Genomic DNA, 25,520 nt, shown 5'->3' with positions numbered 1-25,520 from the left:
GCAAGGGGCGCCGGGTGTCAGCCGGCGTACCGGGCGATCAGGGTCCTGGGGCGGATGTCCGTCCAGTTCGCCTCGACGTACGCGAGGGCGTCCGCCCGCGTCCCCTCGCCCCACACCACCTCCCAGCCGCCCGGGACCTCGGCGAACACGGGCCACAGGGCGTGCTGGCCCTCGGCGTTGACCACGACGCGGAAGGTGCCCTCGGTGTCGTCGAAAGGATTAGTCATGACAGGCTCCTCAATTTCTCGGAAAGGATACGGCCGATCAGTGCGAGAGGTTCCGGTTCGCCCATTCTGGTGTGCGGGACGCCGATGACGTGATTTTCCACGCTGCCGTCCACGTAGGGAATCCAGTTCTGGGCGAGGTTGTTTTCCGTTTCCCCGTCCTCGATGGCCGCCAGGAAGAGGAGATCGGTGGCGACCGGGCGCGGGGCGTACAGGTTCATGATTTCGGCGTGGTCGATGGAGGCGCCGATGACCGAGCGGATCTCCGCGTCGGAGAAGGCGCCGAGGACCGGGTCCTTCAGCCGGACCAGACCGATCAGCGCGTCCACGTCGAACGGGGCGTCCTCGGGTTCGTCGGTGGCGTCGCCGACGAGCATGTCCCGCTTCTGCGCCGGGGTCATCCGCCGCCGCTCGGGCTCGGTCGGCAGCAGGTGCACGTCCATCATCGCGAGGAGGTCGGTGCGTTCGCCCAGAGCGGCGAGGCGGACGGCGAGCGCGTGGGCGACCGTACCGCCGAACGACCAGCCCAGGAAGCGGTACGGGCCGTGCGGCTGGACCTCCCGGATCAGCGGGAGGTAGTCCTCCACCATCTCCTCCACGGACGCGGGGGAGTGGCCCAGCTCGCTCAGGGCCCGCGCCTGGATCGCGTACAGCGGCTGGTCCGGCCCCAGGTGCCGGGCCAGGCCCGCGTACGGCCAGCCGACGCCCGTCCCCGGGTGGATGCAGAACAGCGGTGGCCGCGAACCCCCCGGCTGGAGCGGCAGCACCACCCCCATCGGGTCGAAGCCGCTCGGTTCGTCGCCCAGCAGCCCGGCCACCGTCGGCGTGCGGAACAGGTCGCGCACGCCGCGCTCCAGCCCGAGGACCGTCCGCATCCGGCTCACCAGCCGCACCCCGAGCAGCGAATGCCCGCCCAGCGCGAAGAAGTTGTCGTCGATGCCGACCCGCTCCACCCCCAGGATCTCGGCGAACAGCCCGCACAGCACCTCCTCGCGCGGGGTGCGCGCCGCACGCCCGGTGCCGCGCGGTGCGGCGGCGGGCGCCGGCAGGGCCCCCCGGTCGGGCTTGCCGTTGACCGTGAGCGGGATGGCGTCCAGGAGCACCGCCGCCGACGGGACCATGTGCTCGGGCAGTTCGTCCGCCGCCCAGCGCAGCAGCCCGGCGTCCGTCAGGGTGTGCCCGGCGCGCGGGACGGCGTAGGCGACCAGGCGCTTGCCGCCCGGTCCGTCCTCGAACACCACCACGGCGACCTGCCCGACCCCGGGATGGCGGGCCAGGGTCTCCTCGATCTCACCGGGCTCGATGCGGAAGCCGCGCAGCTTGATCTGGCCGTCGGCCCGCCCGATGAACCGCAGCTCGCCCCCGGCCGTCCAGTGCACCAGGTCGCCCGTGCGGTACATCCGGCCGCCGTCCGCGGCGAAGGGGTCCGCGACGAACCGCTCGGCCGTCAGGCCGGGCCGGCCGACGTAGCCGCGTGCCACCTGCGTGCCGGCGATGTACATCTCGCCGGGGACGCCCACCGGGACGGGGCGCAGCCGCTCGTCCAGGACGTGCACCCGGATGTTGTCCAGGGCCGCGCCCAGGTACACCCCGCGCACCTCCCGCTCGTTGAGCGGGAAGCGCTGGTGGTGAGAGGCGAAGGTGGTCTCGGTGGGGCCGTACGAGTGGACGAGCACGGTCTCCGGGCAGTGCTCCAGGACCCGCTGGAGCGCGCTCGGGGACGCGACGTCCCCGCCGGTCCACACCTCGTCGAGGAGCTTGAGGGTGTCCAGGCCCTCGTCCGCCATGACGTGGAAGAGCCCCATGGTGAAGTAGGCCGCCGAGACCTGGTGCGTGCGGATCGTGTGGTCCAGTTCGGCGACGTCGGTGCCGTCGCCCGGGGCGATCACCAGCCGGCCCCCGTTCAGCAGCGGGACCCACAGCTCGTAGGTGGAGGCGTCGAAGCCGATCGCCGAATGGACCAGCATCCTGCGGTGGTGGGCCAGGTCCCAGCAGCGGTCGGTGACCAGCTCCACCACGTTGCGGTGGGTGACGCCGACGCCCTTGGGGCGGCCCGTGGACCCGGAGGTGAACATCACGTACATCAGGGCGTCCTCGCCCACCGCGATCCCCGGATCCGTTGCCGGATAGCCCGCCACCGGGGTGTCCACCGACAACACCCGCACTCCGGAGGCGAGTTGGCGGGCGACCTGGGGAAGCTCCGCGTGCTCCTCCCTGACCAGCAGCACCCGCGCGCCCACGTCCTCCATGATCATGTCCACGCGGGCGTCGGGCAGCCGCGGATCCAGCGGTACGTACGCCGCCCCGCACTTGAGCACCGCCAGCGCCGCCACCAGCAGGTACGGGGTGCGCTCCAGCAGCAGTCCCACCGCCGCGTCCCGGCCCACGCCCGCCTCGACCAGCCGGTGCGCCAGCGCGTTGGCCCGCGCGTCCAGCTCGGCGTACGTCAGGGTCTCGTCCCCGTAGGAGACGGCGGTCCTCCCCGGCGTGCGCCGGGCCTGCTCCGCGAACCGTTCGTGCGCCAGGCCGCACGCGGCGCCCGGGACGGCGGTGTCGTTGTAGGCGGCCAGCCGCAGTCCCTCCTCGTGCGACAGCAGCCCCACGTCCCCGATCCGCTGCTCCGGATCCGCGGCCACCTCGCGCAGGGTGCGCGCCACGTGCCCGGCGAACACCGCCGCCGTGCCCGGGTCGTACAGGTCGGTCGCGTACTCCAGTACGCCCTCCAGCCCGCCCGGGGCCCCGTCGGCGTCCCGGGTCTCGCGCAGCGACAGGGTCAGGTCGAACTTGGTGAACCCGGAGTCCGCCCCCAGCGGGGTCCCGGCCAGCGCGCCGCCCGCCGGGGTCCGCGGCTCCGCCGGCTGCACCTGCACGATCACCTGCACCAGCGGGTGACGGGCCGTGGAACGCTGCGGGTTGAGGTGCTCGACGACCAGGTCGAAGGGGAGTTCCTGGTGGGCGTAGGCGGCCAGCCCCGTCTCCCGGACCCGGCCGACCAGCTCGGAGAAGCGCGGGTTCCCGGAGGTGTCGCAGCGCAGCACGAGCGTGTTGACGAAGAAGCCGACCAGGTCGTTCAGGGCCTCGTCGTCACGGCCCGCGACCACCGTGCCCAGCGGCAGGTCGGTGCCCGCGCCGTGCCGGGTCAGGGTCGCTGCCAGGGCCGCCTGCACCACCGTGAACAGGGTGGTCCCGTGCTCCAGGGCCAGGCGCTCCAGCCGGGCGTGCGTGGCGGCGTCCACGCCCAGGGGCGTCGCCGAGCCCCGGTGCGAGGCCCCGGCCGGCCTGGTCCGGGCGGCGGCCAGCTCAAGGACCGGCGGGGCGTCCGCCAGGGTCCGCTCCCAGAAGGCCAGGTGTTCGGCCGCGGCCCCGCCCTCCAGGGCGGCCCGCTCCCACAGGGTGTAGTCCGTGTACTGCACCGGCAGCGGCTCCCAGCCGGGCGCCGACCCGCCGAGCCGGGCCGCGTAGGCCTCGGCCAGGTCGTCGAACAGCGGCCCCGCGGACCAGCCGTCGGCGGCGATGTGGTGGACCACCACCACCAGGACCTGCTCCTCCCCGCAGCCGATCAGCGTGGCCCGCAGCGGAAGGTCGGTCGCCAGCGCGAACACGTGCCCGGCGGCCGCGTCCACCGCCGCCTCCAGACCCCCCTCCGGCGCGGTGACCAGTTCCAGCGGGGGCCTCGCCCCCTCGCACACCCGCTGGTACGGCTGACCGTCGACCGCCGGGTACACGGTGCGCAGCACCTCGTGCCGCTCGGCGACATCGGCCAGCGCGTCCGCCAGCGCCGCCGGGTCCAGGGGCCGTTCCAGGCGCAGCGCGAAGGGGATGTTGTACGACCGGCCCGGCCCCTGGAGCTGGTCCACGAACCACAGCCGGCGCTGCGCGTACGACAGCGGGACCCGCTCCGGCCGGTCCGCCGCCGGGGCCAGCGCGGGCCTCCCGGCCGGCGCGGCCTCCCGGCCCAGCCGCAGCGCCAGCTCGGCGGGGGTCGGCGCGAGGAACAGGTCCCGGATCCGGGCCTCCAGCCCGAGCGCGGCCCGGATCCGGTTCACCAGGCGCACCCCCATCATGGAATGCCCGCCCTCGGAGAAGAAGTTGGCGTCCGGGGCCACCGGCCCGTCGAGGCCGATCACCTCCCCGAACAGCGCGCACAGCACCTGCTCGACGGAGGCGGCGCCGACCCCGGCCGCCGCACCGCCGACTCCGGCGGCCGCACCGCGGACCCCGGCGGCCCTCCCGGAAGCGCGGGCCGCCCGCTCGGCCGCCCTTGCCGCCAGCTCGTCCGCGCGGGCCGCGGCGAGGCGCTCGCGGCGCTCCGCCACCGCCGCGCCCTCCTCGCCGGTCAGCAGCCCCCACCCGGTCACCGGCCCGGTGGGGTCGGCCGCCGCCCGCGCGAGGGCCCGTAGGAACAGGTCCAGCAGCAGCTGCGCCGTACCCGCGTCGAACAGGTCCACCGCGTACTGCCACCACACCTCCAGGCCGTCGCCGCCCGGCAGCTCCACGCAGGAGGCGCTGAGATCGAACTTGGCCACCTCCAGGCCCGGTTCGACGAACCGGCCCGACAGCGGGCCGTCGGTCCCGGTGTCCTCGCCGCCCCGCTCCTGCGCGGTCAGCATCACCTGGAAGAAGGGGTTCACGGCGCCTTCCCGCCGCGGCCGCAGGTGTTCCACCAGCAGGTCGAACGGCAGCTCCTGGTGGGCGTACGCGGCCAGGTCCGCGTCCCGCGCCCGGTCGACGAGCTCCGCGTACGAGGCCTCGCCCGACACGTCGGTGCGCAGCACCAGGGTGTTGACGAAGAAGCCGACCAGCTCCTCCAGGGCCTCGTCGCCGCGCCCCGCGACCGGGGTGCCGATCGCGATGTCCGTCCCGGCGCCGACGGCGGCCAGCGCCAGCGCCAGCGCGGGCTGGAGCACCATGAGCAGGCTCGCGCCCCGCTCCTCGGCCAGCGCGGCCAGCCGCCGGTGCGCCTCCGCGTCGAGGCGGGCGGTGAGGGTGGCGCCCGCCCCGCCGGGCTCGGCGGGCCGGGGCCGGTCGGCGGGCAGGTCCAGCAGGGTCGGCACGCCGTCGAGGGCACCGCGCCAGTGCGCCAGCAACGCGGCCGGGTCCTCCAGGAGTTCGCGCTGCCACAGGGTGTAGTCGGCGTACTGCACGGGCAGCGGCTCCCAGCCGGGCGGCCCCCCGGCCAGCCGGGCGGCGTAGGCCGCGCCGAGGTCGCGCAGCAGGGGGCCCACGGACCAGCCGTCGGTGGCGATGTGGTGGGTCAGCAGCGCGAGGGTGGCGGAGCCGTCGCCGGGCACGAACAGGGCGGCCCGCAGCGGAAGGTGGGCGGCGAGGTCGAAGGCGGCGCCGGTGAAGCCGGCCACCAGCTCCGCGACCTCCCCGGGCGCGCAGGCGCGCACCGCGAGCGGTACCTCGGGGGCCGGGAGCACGTGCTGGTAGGGCTCGGAGTCCACCGCCGGGTACACGGTGCGCAGCACCTCGTGCCGCTCCACGACGTCGGCGAGGGCCGCCCGGAGCGCCGCCCGGTCGGGGACGGCGTCCAGGCGCAGCACGAGAGGCAGGTTGTAGGTGGCGGAGGGGCCTTCCAGGCCGGCCAGGAACCACAGGCGCCGCTGGGCGAAGGACAGCGGCACCCGGTCCTCGGCGGGCAGCACCTCCCCGGCGAAGACCGCGTACGGGTCGGGGTCCGGCTCGGGGTCCGCGGCCGGGGCCGGGGACCGCAGCGCCTTGCGGTCGATCTTCCCGGAGGGCGTCCGGGGCAGCGCGGGCAGGAGGGTCACGGTGCCGGGTACGGCCGCCGCCGGGAGCGCCGCCCGTACCCGCTCCCGCAGCTCCGCGGCGCCCACCCCCTCGTCGGCGACGACGAAGGCGGCCAGCCGCAGGACCCCGTCCGCGCTCCGCGGCGCCACCACGGCCGCCTCCCGGACCCCCGGGTGCGCGGTCAGCACCGACTCCACGGAGGCCGGGTCCACCCGGTGGCCGTTGATCTTCACCTCGTCGTCGGCCCGCCCCCGGAAGCCCAGTTGGCCGTCGGGCCGTACGTGGACCAGGTCGCCGGTCCGGTACGCGCGCTCCCCGTCCAGCGTGGTGAACCGGGTCCCGGTCAGCTCCGGCCGGCCGAGGTAGCCCTCTGCGAGGGCGCCGCCCAGCAGCCACAGTTCGCCGTCGACGACGGCGGCCCGCACCCCGGGGAGGGGGGTGCCGATCGGCACCGGCCCGCCGCGGTGCCGGGAGAGGTCGGCGACGGTGGCCACGACGGTGGCCTCGGTCGGCCCGTAGGTGTTCAGCAGCCGCACCCGGTCCGGGTCCACGGCCGCGCACCACTGCGCGACCCGCTCGGGCAGGGCCGCCTCGCCGCCGATGACCACGGTCCGCAGGGCGGGCGGCAGCCGGTCGACGCCGGAGGAGAGGGCGTGCGTCAGCTCGTGCCAGTACGCCGTCGGCACGTCGAGCACCGTCACCCCGTGCGCGGCGCAGCCCGCCAGCAGCCCGGGGACGTCGAGCATCTCCTCGTCCCGCAGGACCAGGGCGGCGCCCGCGCCGAGGGTCAGGAAGACCTCCTCCACGCTCGCGTCGAAGTGCAGCGGCGCGAACTGCAGCACCCGGTCCTCGGCGGTGATCCCGTAGCGGGCGGTGGCCCCGGCCGTGAAGTGGGCCAGGGCGCGGTGGCCGACGACGACGCCGTTGGGGGTGCCGGTGGAGCCGGAGGTGTAGATCACGTAGGCGGATCCGGGGGTGACCCCGGGGCCCGGAAGGGGGAACTCCCCGGCGCCCAGGGCGATGTCGTCCCGTCCGGTGCAGTCGGCGAGGATCGCCGTGTTGCGGGCGGCGGGCGCGGCCGGGTCGAGCGGCAGGTAGGCCGCACCGGTCCGCAGCGCCGCGAGCAGCCCGACGACGGCGTCGATGCCGCGCGGGCGGTGCACGGCCACCAGCCGGCCGGGACCGGCCCCTTCGGCGGCCAGCGCGTCGGCCCGCAGTGCCACCGCCAGGGCCAGCTGCCCGTACGTCATCCGGCGCGTGCCGTGCACCAGCGCGAGCCGCCCGGGGCCGGCGGCCACCCGGGCGTCGAGCCGGTCGAGCACACCGGGAGCCGGGGTGATCGCCGGGCCGCCGTCCAGGACGGCGCGGGCGGTGGGGGCGGTCGAGGGCATCGCGGGGCCTCCAGGCGAGGGGGTGGGTGCGGACCGCAGTCCGTGCCCCCACGCTAGGCACCGCCCCCGCCCCCGGCGGGCAGTCCCTCCGGCAGCTCCCCGGCCCCGCGCTGCCGCCCGGGACTGCCGCTCCACGGTGCCGCCGTGACGGGCGTCCGGGCCGGTGCCGGCCGGGTCCGTGGGCCGGGCTGCGGTCGGCCGGGGCTGCCGGTCGGGAGTGGCGGGCGGGGCCGGCGCCCGGGACCGGTGTCGGCAGGGGCTGGTGCCGGCCGGGGCCGCCGCCCCGGGTTGCCGTCGGCCGGGAGGGCCGTCCGTGAGCCGGCCCCGCTGCTCGCGGTCACGTGCGCGGCCGGCCCCCGCCCGGAGGGGACGGGGGCCGTGAGCCGTGCGGCCGACCGCCGGGAGCGGCCCCCGACCCCGGAGGGGCCGCCGGGGGGACGCTACGGCTGCCGGACGCGGGCGCCCGCGTGGGTGCGGCGGCGCAGCGCCGGGGCGGGGGCCGGGGCCGGGCCGGTGGCGGGGGCCGTCGACAGCAGGGCCGCCAGCCGGGCCGGGGTGGGGTGCCGGAACACCTCGCGCAGGGTCAGTTCGCGTCCGAGTTCCGCCCGCACCCGGTTGACCAGCCGTACCGCGAGCAGCGAATGCCCGCCGGACTTGAAGAAGTTGTCGTCCGGACCGATCCGACCCCGTTCCAGCACCTCCGCGAAGAGCCGCAGCAGCGCGTCGGTCAGAGCGCCGCCCGGGTCCGGGGCGCCGGCGGGGCAGGAGGGCGGCGCGGGGGAGGGCGTCGGCGCGGGGGCCTGGGCCGGCGGGACCGGGGCCTCGGGCAGCAGGACGGCCGCCGGGACCTCGTAGTCCGGCAGCCGGTCCGCCGCCCAGGCCTGGAGGTCGGCCTCCGTCACCGCCCCGGCGGGGGTCACGGCCCGGGCGAGCAGCCGGTCCCCCTCCACCCGGGCCCGCGCCGACACCACCGCCGGATGCGCCGTCAGGACCGCCTCCACCCGGGCCGGATCGACCCGGTAGCCCCCGGCGAGCGGCCGTGCGGGACGCCGGTCGGGCGGAGCCGGCAGGGCGGACACGTGCCGCGACGGATCGGCGGCGAACAGCTCCAGCGCCGACACCAGCAGCGCCGCCAGCCGGGCCGCGCCCGAGGGCCCGTAGAGGTCGGTGGCGTACTCCAGGACCCCCGACAGACCGCCGGTCGGCCGCTCGGTCAGGGCGAAGGTCAGGTCGGACTTCGCCGTCCGCGCGGCGAAGGAGCCTTCCGTCCCCGCCAGCGGCCCGCCGGGCGCCCCGGCCGGAGCCGGGTTCACCTGGAGCATCACCTGCACCAGCGCGTCGTGTGCCGAGGACCGGTGCGGGTTGAGGGCCTCCACCAGCAGGTCGAACGGCAGGTCCTGGTGCGCGTACGCCGCCAGGTCCGCCTCCCGGACCCGGTCCACGAGTTCCTCGAAGGCGGGGTCCCCGCCCGTGCCGGTGCGCAGCACCAGCGTGTTGACGAAGAAGCCCACCAGCCCCGACAGGGCGTCGTCGGCGCGCCCCGCGACCGTCGTGCCGATGGCCAGGTCCGTCCCGGCCCCGGCCCGGGTCAGGGCCGCCGCCAGCGCCGCCTGCACCACCATGAACAGGGTGGCGCCCCGCGCGTGCGCGATCCGCAGCAGGGCGCGGTGCGTGGCGGCGTCCACCTCGAAGCCGGTGACGGCCCCGCGTCCCGACGGCACGGCCGGCCGGGGCAGTTCCGTCGGCAGGTCGATCAGCGGCGGGAGCCCGGACAGGGCCCCGCGCCAGTACGCGAGGGGGGCGCCCGGGTCGGCGAGCAGCTCCCGCTGCCACAGCGTGTAGTCCGCGTACTGCACGGGCAGCGGGGACCAGCCCGGCTCCCGGCCCGTCGCCGCCCGTGCCCCGTACGCCGCCGCCAGGTCGGTCAGGAGCGGGCCCGTGGACCAGCCGTCCGCGGCGATGTGGTGCAGGAGCAGCACCAGCGTCTGCGGGCCCCCGCCCTCCGGCAGGACCAGCCAGGCCCGCAGCGGCAGGTCCCGCGTCAGGTCGAAGACGTGCCCGGCCGCCGCGTCGACGGCCGCGGCCACGTCCGTCGCGTGCACCAGTTCCAGTTGCGGGCGGGCTCCCTCCAGCACCCGCTGGTACGGCTCCCCGCCCTCGGTCCCGTACACGGTGCGCAGCACCTCGTGCCGGGCGGCGAGGTCCGCCAGCGCCCCGGCGAGCGCCACCGGTTCCACCGGCCGTTCCAGGCGCCGCACCAGAGCGACGTTGTAGGTGGCGGACGGCCCCTGGAGCTGGTCGAGGAACCACAGCCGGCGCTGCGCGTACGACAGCGGTATCCGCTCCGGACGGTCCGGTACGGGGAGCAGCGCGGGCCGAGCCGCCCCCGCCCCGGTGCCCGTCCCGAGGCGGCGGTGCAGGGCCGCCGCGGTGGGGGCCAGGAACAGGTCCCGGATGCCCGCCTCCACGCCGAGCACGGCCCGGATCCGGTTGACGAGCCGGCTGGCCAGCAGCGAGTGCCCGCCCGACTTGAAGAAGTTGGCGTCGGCTGCGATCCGCTCCGCGCCCAGCACCTCGGCGAACAGTCCGCACAGGATCTCCTCGCGCGGGGAGGACGGCGCCGCCGTCGCGGCCGCCGGGGCCGCCGCCGTCGCGGCGAGGGCCTCCCGCAGCCGGTCCCGGCGCCGCTCCAGGCCCCGCCGCTCCGGCTCCCGGACCAGGTCCAGTGAGCCGAGGCGGGCCGCCGGATCGGCGGCGAACGCTTCGAGGGCCCGTACGCAGACCTCCAGCAGCAGCCGGGCCGTGTCCTCGTCGAAGAGGTCGGTGGCGTACTGCACGTGCACGTCGAGGCCGTCCGGGGCGCCGTCCGCGGTGTGCCGCCCGGCGCAGTGGAAGCTCAGGTCGAACTTGGCGGCGCCCAGGTCGGTGCTCCCGGCCCGGCCCGTGACCGGGCCGAGCGACACCCGCTCGTCGGCGGCCTCCCGCACGGTCAGCATCACCTGGAAGAAGGGGTGTTCGCCCAGGGCCCGGCCCGGCTCCGCCAGGTGCTCGACCAGGACGTCGAAGGGCAGGTCCTGGTGGTCGAAGGCGGACAGGTCCGCGTCCCGGACCCGGTCGACGAGCTCCCCGGGGGACGGGTCGCCGGACAGGTCGGTGCGCAGCACCAGCGAGTTGACGAAGCAGCCGACCAGCTCGTGCAGGTCCTGGTCGGGGCGGCCCGCGACCGGGGTGCCGATCGCCAGGTCCTCGCCCGCGCCGGTGGCCGAGAGCGCCGCCGCCAGCGCCGCTCGGACCACCATGAACAGGCTCGCCCTCCGCTCCCGCGCCAGCCCGGCCAGCGTCCGGTGCGCGTCCGCGCCGACCGCGGCCGACACGGTGGCGCCCCGGCCCGAGGGCTCGGCCGGGCGCGGCCGGTCGGCGGGCAGCACGGTCCGCGCGGGCATCCCGGAGAGGGCCCCGCGCCAGAAGCCGAGCAGGGCGTCCGGGTCGGCCAGCAGCTCGCGCTGCCACAGGGCGTAGTCGGCGTACTGCACCGGCAGCGGCGGCAGTTCGGGGGCGCGTCCCGCGCACCGCGCCCCGTACGCCTCGCCCAGGTCCCGCAGCAGCGGGGCCAGGGACCAGCCGTCGGTGGCGATGTGGTGGACCAGCAGCACCAGCACCGCACCGCCGTCGCCCGGGACGAACAGCCGGGCCCGCAGCGGCGGCCGGAGCGCCAGGTCGAAGGCCTCCCGGCCGAAGGCGTCGACCAGCGCGTCCAGCTCGCCGGGCGCGCACGTCTCCACCTCCAGCGGCACCCCGGCCCGCGCGAGCACCCGCTGGTACGGCTCGCCGCCCTCGGCCCCGTACACCGTGCGCAGCACCTCGTGCCGGGCGACGAGGTCACCGAGCGCGGCCTCCAGCGCGGCGGGTTCCGGGACCGCGTCCAGCCGCAGCACCAGCGGGGCGTTGTAGGCCGCCGAGGGGCCCTCGATGCGGTCCAGCAGCCACAGCGCCCGCTGCGCGGCCGACAGCGGGATCCGCCCGTGCCGGTCCGGTACGGGGACCAGCGCGGGCCGGGCCGCCCCGGCGGCCCCCGCTCCGGCCAGGCGCCCGTGCAGGGCGGCCGGGGTCGGGGCGAGGAACAGGTCCCGGATGCCCAGTTCCAGGCCGAGCGCGCCCCGGATCCGGTTCACCAGCTTGCTCGCGAGCAGCGAATGGCCGCCCGACTTGAAGAAGTTCGCGTCGGCGGCGAACGCCTCGCCCTCCCCGCGCCCGAGGACCTCCGCGAACAGGCCGCACAGGATCTCCTCCCGGGGCGAGAGCACGTCGCGGCGTGCCGGGACGGCGCCGCGCGGGGCGGGCGCGGGGGCCGGGAGGGTGCTGCGCCCCCGCGCGGCCAGGGCCCGTGCCTGCGGGCCGGACACCGGGCCGAGGGCGCCGAGACGGGCCGTGGGACGGTCGGCGAACGCTTCGAGGGTCCGTACGTAGAGCTCCAGCAGCAGCCGGGCCGTGTCCTCGTCGAAGAGGTCGGTGGCGTACTGGAGGGCGATCTCGATCCCGTCCGGCCGGCCCTCGGCCGTGTGCAGCTCGCGGCAGTACCAGGTCAGATCGAACTTGGCGGTGTCCAGGGCGACCTCTGCGAGCTCACCGCCGATCCCGCCGCCCAGCTCCACCCGGCCGCCGCCCGCGCCGCCGGCGGCGCCCGCGTCCACGGTCAGCATCACCTGGAAGAAGGGGTGGTGGCCCAGGGCCCGTTCCGGGGCGAGCCGCTCCACCAGCAGGTCGAAGGGCAGCTCCTGGTGCTCGTACGCCGCCAGGTCGGCTTCGCGCACCCGCTCCAGCAGCTCCCCGACGGCCGGGTCGCCCGACAGATCGGTGCGCAGCGCGAGGGAGTTGACGAAGAAGCCGACCAGGTCGTACAGGTCCTCGTCGGGGCGGCCCGCGACCGGGGTGCCGATCACGACATCCTCGCCCGCTCCGGCCGCCGACAGGGCCGCCGCGAGGGCGGCGCGGGCCGCCATGGCCGGGCTCGCCCGGTGGGTGCGCGCCAGGGCGAGCAGCCCGCCGTGGGCCGCCGCGTCCAGCCGGGCCGTCAGCGTCCCGCCCCGGCCCGAGGGCTCGGCCGGGCGGGGCCGGTCGGCCGGCAGGTCGACCACCGCCGGGGCCCCCTCCAGCGCGGTCCGCCAGTAGGCCAGTTGTTCGGCGGCCAGGCTGTCCGGGTCGGCGGGGTCACCGAGCAGCTCGTGCTGCCACTGGCTGTAGTCCGTGTACTGCACGGGCAGCGGCTCCGCGTCGGGGGTCCGGCCGGCCAGCCGGGCGGCGTAGGCCCCGGCCAGGTCGCGCAGCAGGGGGCGCAGCGACCAGCCGTCCGTCGCCACGTGGTGGATCAGCAGCACCAGGGTGGAGGTGCCGTCGCCCGGCAGGAACAGGCGGGCGCGCAGCGGGGGTTCGACGGTGATGTCCAGGGGCTGCCGGATGAAGGCGGCCACCCGTGCGTCCCGTTGGCCCGGCGCGCACTCCTCGGCGGTGAGCCGCGCGGCGGGCGCCTCGTCCAGCACGCGCTGGTACGGCTCCGCGTCGGGCCCGGCCGGCAGTACGGTGCGCAGCACCTCGTGCCGCCGCACGACGTCGGCCAGCGCGAGGGCCAGGGTCCCGGCGTCGGGTTCGCCGTCGAGGTGCAGGACGACCGGGGCGTTGTAGGTGGCGGAAGGGCCGTGCAGCCGGCCCAGGAACCACAGCCGGCGCTGGGCGTACGACAACGGGATCACGGTCATGTCCTTCAGGAGTTCGGGCTCGCGGCGGCCGCGACCAGGGTGTCGAGGTGGGCGGCCAGGTCCCGCAGGCGCGGGTTGGCGTAGACGGCCTTCACCGGGAGGGAGACGCCCAGTTCGGCGCGGACCCGCGAGACCAGCTTGATCGCGAGCAGCGAATGGCCGCCCAGCTTGAAGAAGTTGTCGTCGGGGCCGACGTGCGGGGCGCCGAGCACCGCGGCCCAGACCCCCGCGATCAGCGTCTGCGAGGCGGTCAGGCCCCCGGCGGTGCCGTCCCCGGCGGTGCCGTCCCCGGCGGCGGCGGGCGCGGCGGCGGGCGCCGGGGCGGGCAGCGCGGCCCGGTCCACCTTGCCGTTGACGGTGACCGGGAACCGCTCCAGGGCCACGAAGGCCGCCGGGACCATGTACGCGGGCAGCACGGCGGTGAGGCGTTCGCGCAGCGCGTCGCCGGTGACGGGACCGGCCGCCCGGTAGTAGGCCACCAGGCCCGGCGCCCCGTGGACGTCCTCGCGGAGCACGACGGCCGCCTCGGCGATCCCGGGGACCGCGGCCACCGCGGCCTCGACCTCCGGGAGTTCGAGGCGGTGGCCGCGCAGCTTGACCTGGCCGTCGGCCCGCCCCAGGTAGGCCAGCCGGCCGCCGGGCAGGAGCCGTACGAGGTCGCCCGTCCGGTACATGCGGCCGCCGTGCTCCTCCCCGGCGGCGTCGGCCACGAACCGCTCCGCGGTCAGGGCGGGCCGGCCCCGGTAGCCGCGGCCCACGCGGGGGCCCGCCAGGTACAGCTCGCCGCTGCCGCCCTCGGCGACCGGGTTCAGCCCCTCGTCCAGGACCCGCGTGCGCAGGCCCGGCAGGACGCTGCCGATGTGCGGCTCGTCGGCGCCGTCCACCCAGCCCGCCGTGGCGTCGACCGTGCACTCGGTGGGCCCGTACAGGTTGACCGTGCGCAGCACCCCCCGTTCGCCGAGCCGGGCCAGGCGCCGCCACAGTGCGGGGCTGACGGCCTCGCCGCCGATCAGCAGGGTCAGCGGCCGCGGGCCGCCGTCCGGCGTGAGCAGGTCCAGCAGGGGATCGGCGTGCGCGGGGGTGATGTCCAGGTCGGTCAGGGCCTGTTCGTCGACCAGCCGGGCCAGCAGCGCCGGGTCCGCGCGGGTCTCGTCGTCGATCATCACCAGGGTGTCGCCGCGGCAGAGACGGACCCACTGCTGCACGGAGGCGTCGAAGGACGGAGAGGCGTTCCAGCCGACCCGCCCGCCCTCGGTGACGGCGATGCCCGCGCCCTCCAGCTCGCCCAGCAGCGCGGACGCGGCGGCCCGGCCGATCTCCACGCCCTTGGGGCGGCCGGTGGAACCGGAGGTGTAGATGACGTAGGCCAGGGCGTCGCCGGAGACGGCCACCGGGGCGTACGGGAGCTCCGGGCCGGGCGCGGCCAGCGCGGCCACGCTCACGTGCGGTACGCCCCCGGCGAGGGGCGCGGTGTCCGCGTCGGCGGTGACGACCAGGTCGGCGCCCGCGTCCTCGACGAGGTAGCACCGCCGTTCGGCCGGCAGCCTCGGGTCCACCGGCAGGTAGGCGGCCCCCGCGGTCAGGGTCCCGACCAGCGCGGCGACGAGCTCGGCGCCGCGCGGCAGGCACAGCGCGACCACGCTCTCCGGCCCGATGCCGCGGGCGGCCAGCCGGCCCGCGATCCGCATGGCCTCGGCGCGCAGTTCGCCGAAGTTCCTCGCCCGCCCGTCCGCGACGACGGCGGTCCGGTCCGCGGGGGCCAGCGCGAGGCGGTCCAGCAGGTCGGGAACGGCGGCGGCGCCCGTGCGGACGCGGGGACGCTCGGGAAGTACGGCGGTCATGACGGTCACTCCCCGGTGAAGACGGTGGTGGACGGCTGGGTGACGGGCGCGCAGTCGGCCAGTGCGACGGGCTCGCCCATGGCCACGAGGATCTTCCGGTCGCCCTTGTAGGCCTCGCGGCCGTGCGCGCACAGGATGTTGTCGACGAGCATCAGGTCGCCCCGCTGCCAGGTCTCCCGGACCGTGACCCGGTCGTAGACGGCGTTGACCGCGTCGACCTCGGCGTCGGTGAGCCGGGAGCCGTCGCCCAGGTAGGTGTTGAAGGGCAGCCCGTCCTCCCCGTACGTCTCGACGAGGACCTCGCGGACGTCCGGGTCCAGGGTGCGGCTGTTCCAGAAGGCGAAGTGGTTGAACCAGGTCCGCTCGCCCGTCACGGGGTGGGTGACGACCGCGGACCGCCGCTGGCGGGTGATCATCGAGTCGTCCTCCCCGACCCACTGGTAGCCGACGGTGTTCTCCTCGCAGTAGGCCTCGGCCACCGCCTTGTCCTCGGTGGCGAAGGTCTTGTACCAGGGCAGCCCGGCCAGTTCGGAGTAGTTGCGCACGAGCAGCCAGCCGGCCCGCTCGAACCGCTCGACCAGCTCCGGCGGCAGCAGCCGCAGCGCCTCGCGCATGTCGCCGACGGTGGTCGCCCCGCCCTCCTCGGGGGCGGTCACGCAGCCGAACAGCAGCACCCCGGGGAAGTCGAGGGTGTAGCTGTTCTCGTTGTGCAGCCTGATCGGCTGGACCGCCGGCAGATCGGTGGAGGAGAACACGCCCTCGCCGAAATCGGTGCGCGGGGTGGCCTTCTCCTTGTACCCGGCGCGCCGCTCGATCAGGGCGTCCCGGGCGGCGGCGAACGAGGCCGCGTCCTCGACGGGCAGCCCCCGCAGCAGTACGGCACCGCTGCGCAGCAACTCGGCCTGGATGGCCTCGCGGTGGGCGGTCAGCCAGGCGGCGGAGGAAGCCGCGTCGAGACCGGCGGGGGCGTGCACGACGACAGGCTTGCCGGGCTCGCGCACCGGGGTGATGGCGCCCGTCCGGGCGGGGGACTCTGCGTACGTGGTCATCGAACGTCCTTAAGGGGGTGCGGAGACGAGGGGGAGCGGTGGCCGCGCGGCGCGGTCAGACGGCGGCCGGGGCGGCGGCGTGTCCGCCGACGACCGGACCCAGCACGGAGAAGAACTCCGGCAGTCGTTCCTGGAAGTAGAAGTGGCCGCCCGGCAGCACGTACGAGGCGAACGCGCGGTCGGTGATCTGCGCCCAGCGGATCAGCGAGGCCGCCGGGGCGACCGGGTCGGCGTCCCCGCCGACCACCGTCACCGGGCAGGCCACCCGGGCCTCGGACTCCGCGCAGCGGTAGACGTCGTCGATGGCGAAGTCGGCCCGGATGGACGGCAGGATGATCTCCCGCAGCTCCGGTTCGTCGAGGATGCCGTCGTCGGTGCCGCCGCGCTCCTTGATGGCGGCCACCAGCTCGTCGTCGTCCAGCCGCTCCGGGTACACGGCGCACGGGTTGGCCAGGAACGGGGCCCGGCACGCCGAGGCGATCAGGGCGCGGGGTGCCCGTCCGGCCGCCTCCAGGGTGCGGACGACCTCGAAGGCCACGAGCGAGCCCATGCTGTGCCCGAGCACCACCAGGTCCTCGGTGACCCCTGCGGGCAGCGCCGCCACGACCGGACCGGCCAGGTCGGCGATGTCCCGGGGGAGGTCCTCGGCGAAACGGGCGCCCCGGCCCGGGTACTGGCCGATCAGCAGGCGGACGTCGGCCGGCAGATGGGCGCGCCACTCCGCGTAGGCGTGGGCGTTGCCGCCGGCGTGCGGCAGGACCAGCAGCGCGGTGCGCTGCGGACCCTCGCCCGGCAGGTCCCAGACCACGTCGTCGGGTGCGGGGGTGAAGGCGGCCTGGTCCTGGTCGGTGGTGCTCATGAGGAACTCCGTTCCTGTTCGGGGGTACGGCGGCGCAGCGCGGGCCGGGCGCGCCGGGGAGCGGGCGCCCCCGCGGACAGCAGCCGGGTCTCGATGTGCTGGGCGAGGGTGACGGGGGTGGGGTGCTGGAAGACGTCGCGCAGGGTGAGGGTGACGCCCAGGGCGGTGCCGATGCGGTTCGTCAGGCGGGCGGCGAGGAGGGAGTGGCCGCCCTGGTCGAAGAAGTTGTCGTCGATCGACAGCGGGGACGGGGTGGCCAGCGCCTCCCCGAACCAGGTGCGCACCTTCTCCTCCAGTGGGGTGCGCGGTGCGCGTCCGCCCGCCGTGGTGACCGCCTGCGGTGCGGGCAGGGCGCTCTTGTCGATCTTCCCGTTGGGGGTGAGGGGCAGCCGGTCCAGCAGGACGACGAAGGCCGGGACCATGTGGTCGGGCAGGAGCGTGCGCAACCAGAGGCGTACGTCCTGGGGGGAGAGGCCCTCGTCGGTGGTGACCAGGTAGGCGGTCAGCTGGGGCGTGCGGTGGTGGTCCGGGTGCGTGGCGAGGGTGGCTTGGGTGATGTGGGGGTGGGTGGTGAGGGTGGTTTCGATTTCGGTGGGTTCGATGCGGAAGCCGCGGATCTTGATCTGGGTGTCGGTGCGGCCGGTGTAGTGGAGGTTGCCGAGGGTGTCCCAGTGGGCTTGGTCGCCGGTGCGGTAGAGGCGGCTGCCGGGGGGTCCGTAGGGGTTGGGGATGAAGTGGGTGGCGGTGGTGGTGGGCTGGGCGAGGTAGCCGTGGGCGAGTCCGTCGCCTGAGAGGTACAGCTCGCCCGTCGTGCCGGGCGGTGTGGGGCGGAGGTGGGCGTCGAGGACGTAGGCGTGCTTGTTGGCGAGGGGGCGGCCGATGGGGAGCGGGCCGGTGGCGGGGGCGTCGGGATCGGTGGTGTGGGTGGTGGTGAAGCCCATGGACTCGGCCGGCCCGTACCCGTTGGTGATCGTGACCCGGGGGTGCAGCCGGTGCAGCCGTTCCACGTGCGTCGGTGATGCGGGTTCGCCGCCGGTGTAGACGATGCGGGTGGTGGTGAAGGTCTCGGGGTGTTCGTCGGTGAGGTAGTTGAAGAGGCTGGAGGACAGCTGCAGCATCGTCACCCGGTGCTGCTGGGCCAGTGCGGAGATCAGGGCCGGTTCGGGGCGTTGTCCGGGCTGGAGGACGGTGGTGCCGCCGTGGAGGAGGGCGCCCCAGAATTCGAGGCTGAAGGCGTCCCAGGAGACGGGGGAGCACTGGAGGAAGGTCTCGCCGGGGCCGAAGGTGGCGTAGGTCTGGGCGGTGAGGGTGGAGACCAGGTTTCGGTGGGAGGACAGGATGCCCTTGGGCCGTCCGGTGGACCCGGAGGTGAACATCACGCAGGCGACGTCGTCCCAGGTCAGAGGTGTTCCGAGAGGGTCCTCGGAGCAGCCCGCGATCTCCTCGCGCCCGGCGTCGACCAGGGTGCTGCGCCACGGTCCTTCCGGCAGCCGGGCGTGGTGGCGGGTGTCGGTGACCAGGGTGGCGAGGGAGGCGTCCCGGGCGGTGCCGATGAGGCGTTCGTCGGGGAACTCGGGGTCCAGGAGGGCGTATCCGGCGCCGGTCTTGAGGACGGCGAGGAGGGCGACGGCGAAGTCGGGGCCGCGGTCGAGGAGGATGCCGGCGAGGTCGCCGCGGCCCAGGCCCCGGGCGGCGAGGTGGTGCGCGAGACGGTTGGCGCGGGAGTCCAGCTCCCGGTAGGTGAGCTCCTGGCCGCCGAAGACCACCGCCCGGCCCCCGGGCCGCAGCCGGACCTGCTCCTCGAACCGTTCGACGAGGGTGGCCGGGGCGGTGTCGGTACGGCCCCCCGTCCACTCCTCCAGCACCTGCCGGCGGCCGGCCCCGTCCAGCAGCTCCAGCTCCGAGAGCCGGACCCCCGGTTCGCGCGCCACCTGCTCCAGCGTCCGCCGCAGCATGCCGGTCATCCGCTCCACGGTGGCCCGCTCGTACAGGTCGGAGCTGTAGAGCACCGCCCCCGTCAGGCCGGACGCCCCGTCGGCGCGCAGCAGGAACTCCAGATCGAACTTGACGGCTCCGGTGGCCAGCGGCTGCGCCTCCCCGGCCCGCACCCCGGGCAGCACGGGCGAGATGCCGGGACCCGACTCCAGTGCCAGGCACACCTGGAACAGCGGATGCCGGGCCAGGGAGCGGGCCGGGTTCAAGGCCTCCAGTACCAGGTCGAACGGGGCCTCCTGATGGGCGAAGGCGTCCAGATCGGCGGTGCGCACCCGGGCCAGCAGCTCCCGGAAGGCCGGGTTTCCCGAGGTGTCGGTACGCAGCACCAGGGTGTTCACGAAGAAGCCCACGAGCCCCGACAGGGCCTCGTCGGGCCGACCGGCGACCGGTGAGCCGAGCGGGACGTCGGTGCCCGCGCCCAGCCGGGTCAGTGTCGCCGCGAGCGCGGCCTGCACCACCATGAAAGGGGTGCACCGCTCGGCCCGCGCCAGCTCCACCACACGTTCGTACAGGTCCGTCCCGAAGTCCACCCGGACCGCCCCGCCGCGCTGCCCGGCGACCGGCGGACGCGGCCGGTCGGGGAGCAGCCCCAGCTCCTCGGGGAGCGCGGCCAGCGCCGTCCTCCAGTGGGCCAGCCGGGCCTCCAGCGGGCCGCCGGCGAGGACGGTGCGCTGCCAGAGCGCGAAGTCGGCGTAGTCGGCCGGCAGGGGGGCCCAGTCGGGTGCCGATCCCGCCAGCCGGGCAGCGTAGGCGTGGGACAGGTCCTCGAACAGCGGGCGCAGCGACTGCCCGTCGGTGGCGATGTGGTGCAGCAGGACCAGGAGCGTGTACGCACCCTCCCCGGAGCGCAACAGGGTGACCCGCAAGGGGTGTTCGGCGGTCAGGTCGAAGGAGTGGCGGGCGGCGGCGAGCAGTTCGCCGTCCAGATCGACGGGGGTGACGCGGCGCAGCTCGAACGCGTGCGCCGGGACCGGGTCGACGATCTGGTACGGGTCCCCGTCCGCGGTGGCGAACCGGGTCCGCAGCGGCTCGTGGCGGGCGGCCAGGTCCTCGAAGGCGGCGCGCAGCGCGGGCACGTCCGGCTCGCCCTCCAGCCGGACCGCCATCGGCACGTTGTACGCGGTCGCCCCCGGGCCGCCGAGTCCCGCGACCAGCCACAGCCGCTGCTGGGCGAAGGACAGCGGCAGCCGCTCGGGACGTTCCGCGGCACGCCGCAGGGGCGGCAGGGCGGGCCGGTCGCCGACCTCGTCGATCCGGCGGGTCAGGGCGGCGGGGGTGGGGTGCTGGAAGACGTCGCGCAGGGTGAGGGTGACGCCGAGGGTGGAGGCGATGCGGTTCGTCAGGCGGGCGGCGAGGAGGGAGTGGCCGCCGTGGTCGAAGAACCCGTCGTCCATGGACAGGGGCACCGGGCTGCCGAGCACCTCGCTCACGAGGGTCCGTACGAGCTCCTCCGTCTCGGTGAGCGGCTGGCGGCCACCGGTGGCGGGCGTCGGCTCGACCGCCGGGAGCGCGGCCTTGTCGATCTTCCCGTTGGGGGTGAGCGGCAGCCGGTCCAGGACCGCGAACCGGGCGGGGACCATGTGCTCCGGCAGCCGCTCGCGCAGCCAGGCGCGCAGCGCTTCCGGGGCCGGGGCCGGGGCCCCGGGGGCCGTGGTCACGTAGGCCGTCAGCTGCCGGTCGGAGTGGAGCAGGGTGGCTTGGGTGATGTGGGGGTGGGTGGTGAGGGTGGTTTCGATTTCGGTGGGTTCGATGCGGAAGCCGCGGATCTTGATCTGGGTGTCGGTGCGGCCGGTGTAGTGGAGGTTGCCGTGGGTGTCCCAGTGGGCTTGGTCGCCGGTGCGGTAGAGGCGGCTGCCGGGGGGGCCGTAGGGGTTGGGGATGAAGTGGGTGGCGGTGGTGGTGGGCTGGGCGAGGTAGCCGTGGGCGAGTCCGTCGCCGGAGAGGTACAGCTCGCCCGTCGTGCCGGGAGGGGAGGGCCGCAGCCGCGCGTCCAGGACGTAGGCGTGCTTGTTGGTCAGGGGCCGGCCGATGGAGAGGGGACCCCGGACCTCGGATGTCGGCGCGATGGTGTGGGTGGTGGTGAAGCCCATGGACTCGGCCGGCCCGTACCCGTTGGTGATGGTGAGGTGCGGCCGGAGCCCGTGGAGACGGTGGACGTGGGTGGGCGACGCGGGTTCGCCGCCGGTGTAGACGATGCGGGTGGTGGTGAAGGTCTCGGGGTGTTCGTCGGTGAGGTAGTTGAACAGGCTGGAGGACAGCTGCAGCATGCTCACGCCGTGCCGCCGCGACAGCTCCGCGATCAGGGCCGGTTCGGGGCGTTGTCCGGGCTGGAGGACGGTGGTGCCGCCGTGGAGGAGGGCGCCCCAGAATTCGAGGCTGAAGGCGTCCCAGGAGACGGGGGAGCACTGGAGGAAGGTCTCGCCGGGGCCGAAGGTGGCGTAGGTCTGGGCGGTGAGGGTGGAGACCAGGTTGCGGTGGGAGGACAGGATGCCCTTGGGCCGTCCGGTGGACCCGGAGGTGAACATCACGCAGGCGACGTCGTCCCAGGCCAGCGGTGTTCCGAGAGGGGTGGCCGGTCGTGCGGCGATGGAGTCGGCCTCCGTGTCCACGCGGACCGTCGCCCAGGGGGCTCCGCCGGTGGGGGTCAGCCGGGCGTGGTGGCGGGTGTCGGTGACCAGGGTGGTGAGGGAGGCGTCCCGGGCGGTGCCGATGAGGCGTTCGTCGGGGAACTCGGGGTCCAGGAGGGCGTATCCGGCGCCGGTCTTGAGGACGGCGAGGAGGGCGACGGCGAAGTCGGGGCCGCGGTCGAGGAGGATGCCGGCGAGGTCGCCGCGGCCCAGGCCCCGGGCGGCGAGGTGGTGCGCGAGCCGGTTGGCGCGGGAGTCGAGTTCGGCGTACGAGAGCTCCCGGTCGCCGAAGACGAGGGCGCGGGCCGTGGGGCGCAGCCGGACCTGCTCCTCGAACCGTTCGACGAGGGTGGCCTCCCCGGTGTCGGCGCGGATGCCCGTCCACTCCTCCAGCACCTGACGCCGCTCCACTGCGCCCAGCAACTCGATCCGTGACAAGGACTGTTCGTCCTCCGACAGGACCGACTCCACGAACCGCACGAAGCGGTCCTGGTGCGCCGCCACCGCGGCGATGTCGCACACCTCCGGCGATGCGTCGAAGTCGATCCGCAGCCCGTCCTCGGGCCCCAGGTCGTACACGCCGACCGCCAGGTCCTCCACGGGTCCGTTGCCCAGGTTGTGCTGGAGGGTCGGCAGCCCGCAGAAGCGCATGCCCGGGGTGAACGCCATGATGTTGACCAGGGGGGCGGTGATCCGCCGTTCCGCCTCGCCCAGCCCCAGATCGCGGCACATGTCCTCGTAGCGGGTGCGCTGGTGCTTCAGCCCCCGGCGCGCCTCCGCGACCACCGCCGCCAGCAGCTCGCCCGTCGTCCCGTCCGCCGGCACCGCCACCCGCAGCGGCACCACGTTCGACATCATCCCCGGCGTACGGCGGGCCAGGTCGGTGCGCCGGCCCGTCACCGGCAGCCCGAGCACCAGCTCCGGACTTCCGCTCACCCGGTGCACGTACGCCGCGACCAGCGCGATCACCAGCATCGTCCAGGGCGTCCGGTGCGCCCGCGCCACCTCCCGGAGCCGCTCCGCCCGCCCCGCCGGCAGCACCACGGTCCGCCGTACGAAGGGCAGCGCGCCCGGCGCCGCGGGGCCGGTCCGGCCCTCGCCCAGACGCGGGGTCTGCGGCAGCCCCGCCAGGTGCCCCGCCCAGTGGGCGCGGTCCGCGGCCCCCTCGGCCGAGGCCCGGTAGGCGCCGTCCTCGGCCAGCAGTTCCTCCAGCGGACCGAAGGGGCTCGGCCCCCAGGGCTCCCCGGCGGACCCCCGCTCGTACAGCTCGACCAGGCGCTGGTCGAGGAGGGCGACGCCCATGCCGTCGACGACCAGGTGGTGGAAGGCGTGGAAGTAGAACCAGCGCTGTTCGCCGCCGTCCGTCCGGCCCGCCCTCAGGAGCACGTGCCGGGTCAGCCAGCCGTCCGCCAGGTCGAACGGCCGCGCCAGCTCCGCCGCCATCCACGCCCGGCCGGCCTCCACCGGATCCGGCTCCGCGTCCAGGTCCACGACGCGCAGCCGCCGCTCGCCCGGGTCGGGGTGGAGCAGCTGCCACAGGCCGCCGTCCTCGTCGGAGCCGGTGCCCCGGACGCGCAGCACGTCGGCCTCGCGGGCCAGCTGGTACCAGGCACGGGCCAGCAGGTCCGCGTCCAGCGGGCCCACGAGTTCGCGGTACTCGCCGATGTTGTAGCGGCTGCCGGTGGCGTCCAGGGCGTGGGCCGTCCAGATGTCGCGCTGCGCCGCCGAGAGGGGCAGCCGCACAGCGGCGGGCCCGTGCGCGCTGCTCCGTTCGGACGCGGTCGAAGACATGCGGAGGCTCCTCGAAGGGTGCGGTGGGGTGGGGCGGGGGTGCGGATCGGGATCCGGGCGTACGACTGCGCCGGTGGCCGCGGTCGCTCCGGGGCGCCGTCCGGCCGTACGTCATACAACCCGCGGGCCGAGGGCGGCGGCGGCAGTTGCTCCGGCACTCCGGGAGCAGTTGCCGTCCGGGCGGGTGCCCCTTGCCCCTGGTCAGGGGAGGGCCGGGGGCGGCGTACTCGGGCTCGGCGCCGCCGGGCACCCACCGGGCCGGACGACGGGCGGCCCCGGAGACACGGCGGGCCCCCGTCTGCGCGTACCCCGGCCGGACCCCCCGTCAGGCCCGCTGCGGGGTCCGGAGGGCGGCGGCCCGCACCAGGCCCAGCACGCGGAAGCGGGAGCCGCCGCTCTCGTACGCGGGCCGCACGGTCCCGCTGAGCAGCAGTTCTCGCAGCATCCGGCCGGACTCCGGCAGGCCGCGCCCCGTCAGGGCCGCCACGTCCGTCAGCCCGAACTCCCCTTCCGCGTCCTGCGCCTCCCCGGCGCAGAGGGCGTCCAGCAGCTCGCGGGCCCCGGCGGAGAGCCCGTCCGTACGGCGGTGCAGGGCGGCCCGGAACCGGTCGGCTCCGGCGCCCCCGCCGAGGTGGTCCAGCAGGGCGACCGGGTCGGCGTCGAGGCTGTGGCACAGGGTGTCGAGATCGCAGACCACCAGCCAGGACGCGGCGGCGGCGAGCGCTCCCGGATGCCCGTCGAGGCGGCGGCACAGCCGGGCCGCGCGGGCCAGATCGGCCGGAGCGGCGGTGAACTCGGGCCGTACGCGCCGGACATGGTCGAGGAACACGCGTACGGCGGGGGCGACGGCAGCGGCGTCCGTCGCCGCGCCCTCGGCCGGGACCTCCAGGGGGGACAGCAGGAAGATCCGTTCCCCCGGCACCTCCCACGGCTGCTCCGAGGTGACCAGCACGCGCAGACCGGGGCAGGCCCGCAGCAGTGCGGTGAGCCGGTCGAACCGGGGAGCGACCGCCGGGGCCCCGTCGAGCACGAGCAACACCCGCTGCTCTCCCAGCAGTTCGAACAGGCCGCCCCCCGGTGCCTCGCCGAGGGCCCAGGCGCCGGTGGCGGTGGTTCCGGCCGGGCCCGCCCCGTCGTAGGCCGGATCCGCCGGAGGCGATCCGTAGAGGTCGGCCACCGTCGCCGCCACCCGGGCCGCCGGCTCGGGCTCCCCGCACCCCAGATAGTCCGCCGACGCCCCCGGGAAGGCGTGCCACAGCACCGGAACGCCGGACGCGTGCAACCGCTCGGCGACCTCCAGTGCGACCCGCGTCTTGCCCACCCCGCCGAGCCCCACCACGTTCACCAGCCGCTCGCCGCCCACGGAAAGCTCCCGCTCCAGGACGGCCGTCTCCGCGTCCCGCCCCGACATCGCGTGCAGCGCGGTCGGCGGAGCCGGGGGCCGCCCCCAGCCCTGCCCGCCGGCCCGGCCCTGCTGGGCGGCGGCCTCCAGCGCCGCCCTGGCCCGCGGGCCCAGCCGCAGCGCGTCCGCCATCAGCCGCACCGTGTCGGGGCGGGGCCGTCTCGCCTTGCCCTGCTCCAGATCGCGGATGGCCCGCACGCTGATCGTCGAAAGGTCCGCCAGCTCCCGCTGGGTGAGCCCGATGCGCAGCCGGTGGGCCCGTATCAAGGCTCCCACCCGGGAGGTCGAGTCCGTGTTCACATGGGCGTTCATAGTGGCGCTCCCGGTGACGGTGTGGGGGAACGACGGGGCCTGGGGTGACGGCCCGGTTCCTGGTCCCCATCGTCGGCAGCGCGCTATCCCGGGGGCATCACCGGCTGATCCGTGCCCGTCGCGGACGCCGCTATCACCGCGAGCGGGAATATAGGTCCGCCATGGCGGCCCGTGATAGCGCGGGGATAGGGGCGGGGCCGGTGCCGGGATTCCGGCCGTTCCTAAGTTGGGGTCCAGAAAGCAGGAAGCGCCCCGGAAACCCGGAGCGCACCGACGAAAGGACCCGAGATGAACCTCTCCCACGCCCTGCGCGCCGCCCTCGTCACCGCCGCCATCGCCGGCGCCGCCGCACTCGGTACCCAGGTCGCCCAGGCCGACGGTCCGGCCGCCACCGGTACCACCGCCGGCGTCCCCGCCCCGCAGGCCACCCCCACCCCGAGCGGCTCCTCCGACACCAACCCGTGGGACTGACCCGGACCCCGCGGGGCCGGGGCGGCGGCTTCGGCTCACCAGCCTTCTCAG

At 75.8% G+C, this 25,520-nt stretch carries 9 protein-coding genes; 1 reads left to right on the top strand and 8 read right to left on the bottom strand.

The features are described 5' to 3' along the window. Positions 1-17: 17 nt before the first annotated feature. From ACZ5D2_RS33355 to ACZ5D2_RS33320, 8 genes are all read right to left on the bottom strand, one after another. A complete protein-coding gene (locus tag ACZ5D2_RS33355) occupies positions 18-227 on the bottom strand; it encodes an MbtH family protein (protein WP_371676021.1) in 210 nt (69 codons plus the stop codon). After that, on the bottom strand, positions 224-7,369 hold the full coding sequence (locus tag ACZ5D2_RS33350; RefSeq protein WP_468934620.1) for a non-ribosomal peptide synthetase: 7,146 nt from the start codon (positions 7,367-7,369) through the stop codon (positions 224-226). Before ACZ5D2_RS33350 ends, ACZ5D2_RS33355 begins: the two co-directional genes overlap by 4 nt. Before the next feature lie 440 nt (positions 7,370-7,809). After that, on the bottom strand, positions 7,810-13,116 hold the full coding sequence (locus tag ACZ5D2_RS33345) for a condensation domain-containing protein (protein WP_468934617.1): 5,307 nt from the start codon (positions 13,114-13,116) through the stop codon (positions 7,810-7,812). 11 nt (positions 13,117-13,127) lie between these two features. Beyond that, entirely contained in the window at positions 13,128-14,963 is a 1,836-nt protein-coding gene (locus tag ACZ5D2_RS33340; protein ID WP_468934614.1) for a non-ribosomal peptide synthetase, read from the bottom strand. 5 nt (positions 14,964-14,968) lie between these two features. Continuing rightward, a complete protein-coding gene (locus ACZ5D2_RS33335) occupies positions 14,969-16,012 on the bottom strand; it encodes a TauD/TfdA family dioxygenase (protein ID WP_468934611.1) in 1,044 nt (347 codons plus the stop codon). Between the two features lie 55 nt (positions 16,013-16,067). After that, positions 16,068-16,871, bottom strand: coding sequence for a thioesterase II family protein (locus tag ACZ5D2_RS33330; RefSeq protein ID WP_371676016.1), 804 nt, complete (start codon positions 16,869-16,871; stop codon positions 16,068-16,070). Continuing rightward, positions 16,868-23,284, bottom strand: a complete 6,417-nt coding sequence (locus tag ACZ5D2_RS33325; RefSeq protein WP_468934607.1) for an amino acid adenylation domain-containing protein — start codon at positions 23,282-23,284, stop codon at positions 16,868-16,870. Before ACZ5D2_RS33325 ends, ACZ5D2_RS33330 begins: the two co-directional genes overlap by 4 nt. Positions 23,285-23,609: 325 nt before the next feature. After that, positions 23,610-24,998, bottom strand: coding sequence for a helix-turn-helix domain-containing protein (locus ACZ5D2_RS33320; RefSeq protein WP_468934604.1), 1,389 nt, complete (start codon positions 24,996-24,998; stop codon positions 23,610-23,612). 288 nt (positions 24,999-25,286) lie between these two features. Between ACZ5D2_RS33320 and ACZ5D2_RS33315 the strand changes: the two genes are divergently transcribed. Then, a complete protein-coding gene (locus ACZ5D2_RS33315) occupies positions 25,287-25,469 on the top strand; it encodes a hypothetical protein (protein ID WP_371676013.1) in 183 nt (60 codons plus the stop codon). The last annotated feature ends 51 nt before the right edge of the window (positions 25,470-25,520 follow it).

The sequence above is a fragment of the Streptomyces sp. NPDC031479 genome, from assembly GCF_055581065.1.
The sequence above is the reverse complement of the archived record's forward strand: the minus strand, read 5'-3'. Positions and strand labels throughout refer to the sequence as shown.

Coding starts and splice junctions, on each gene's coding strand:
- ACZ5D2_RS33355 (WP_371676021.1), bottom strand. CDS start 227: ATGACTAATCCTTTCGACGACACCGAGGGCACCTTCCGCGTCGTGGTC.
- ACZ5D2_RS33350 (WP_468934620.1), bottom strand. CDS start 7,369: ATGCCCTCGACCGCCCCCACCGCCCGCGCCGTCCTGGACGGCGGCCCG.
- ACZ5D2_RS33340 (WP_468934614.1), bottom strand. CDS start 14,963: ATGACCGCCGTACTTCCCGAGCGTCCCCGCGTCCGCACGGGCGCCGCC.
- ACZ5D2_RS33335 (WP_468934611.1), bottom strand. CDS start 16,012: ATGACCACGTACGCAGAGTCCCCCGCCCGGACGGGCGCCATCACCCCG.
- ACZ5D2_RS33330 (WP_371676016.1), bottom strand. CDS start 16,871: ATGAGCACCACCGACCAGGACCAGGCCGCCTTCACCCCCGCACCCGAC.
- ACZ5D2_RS33325 (WP_468934607.1), bottom strand. CDS start 23,284: ATGTCTTCGACCGCGTCCGAACGGAGCAGCGCGCACGGGCCCGCCGCT.
- ACZ5D2_RS33320 (WP_468934604.1), bottom strand. CDS start 24,998: ATGAACGCCCATGTGAACACGGACTCGACCTCCCGGGTGGGAGCCTTG.
- ACZ5D2_RS33315 (WP_371676013.1), top strand. CDS start 25,287: ATGAACCTCTCCCACGCCCTGCGCGCCGCCCTCGTCACCGCCGCCATC.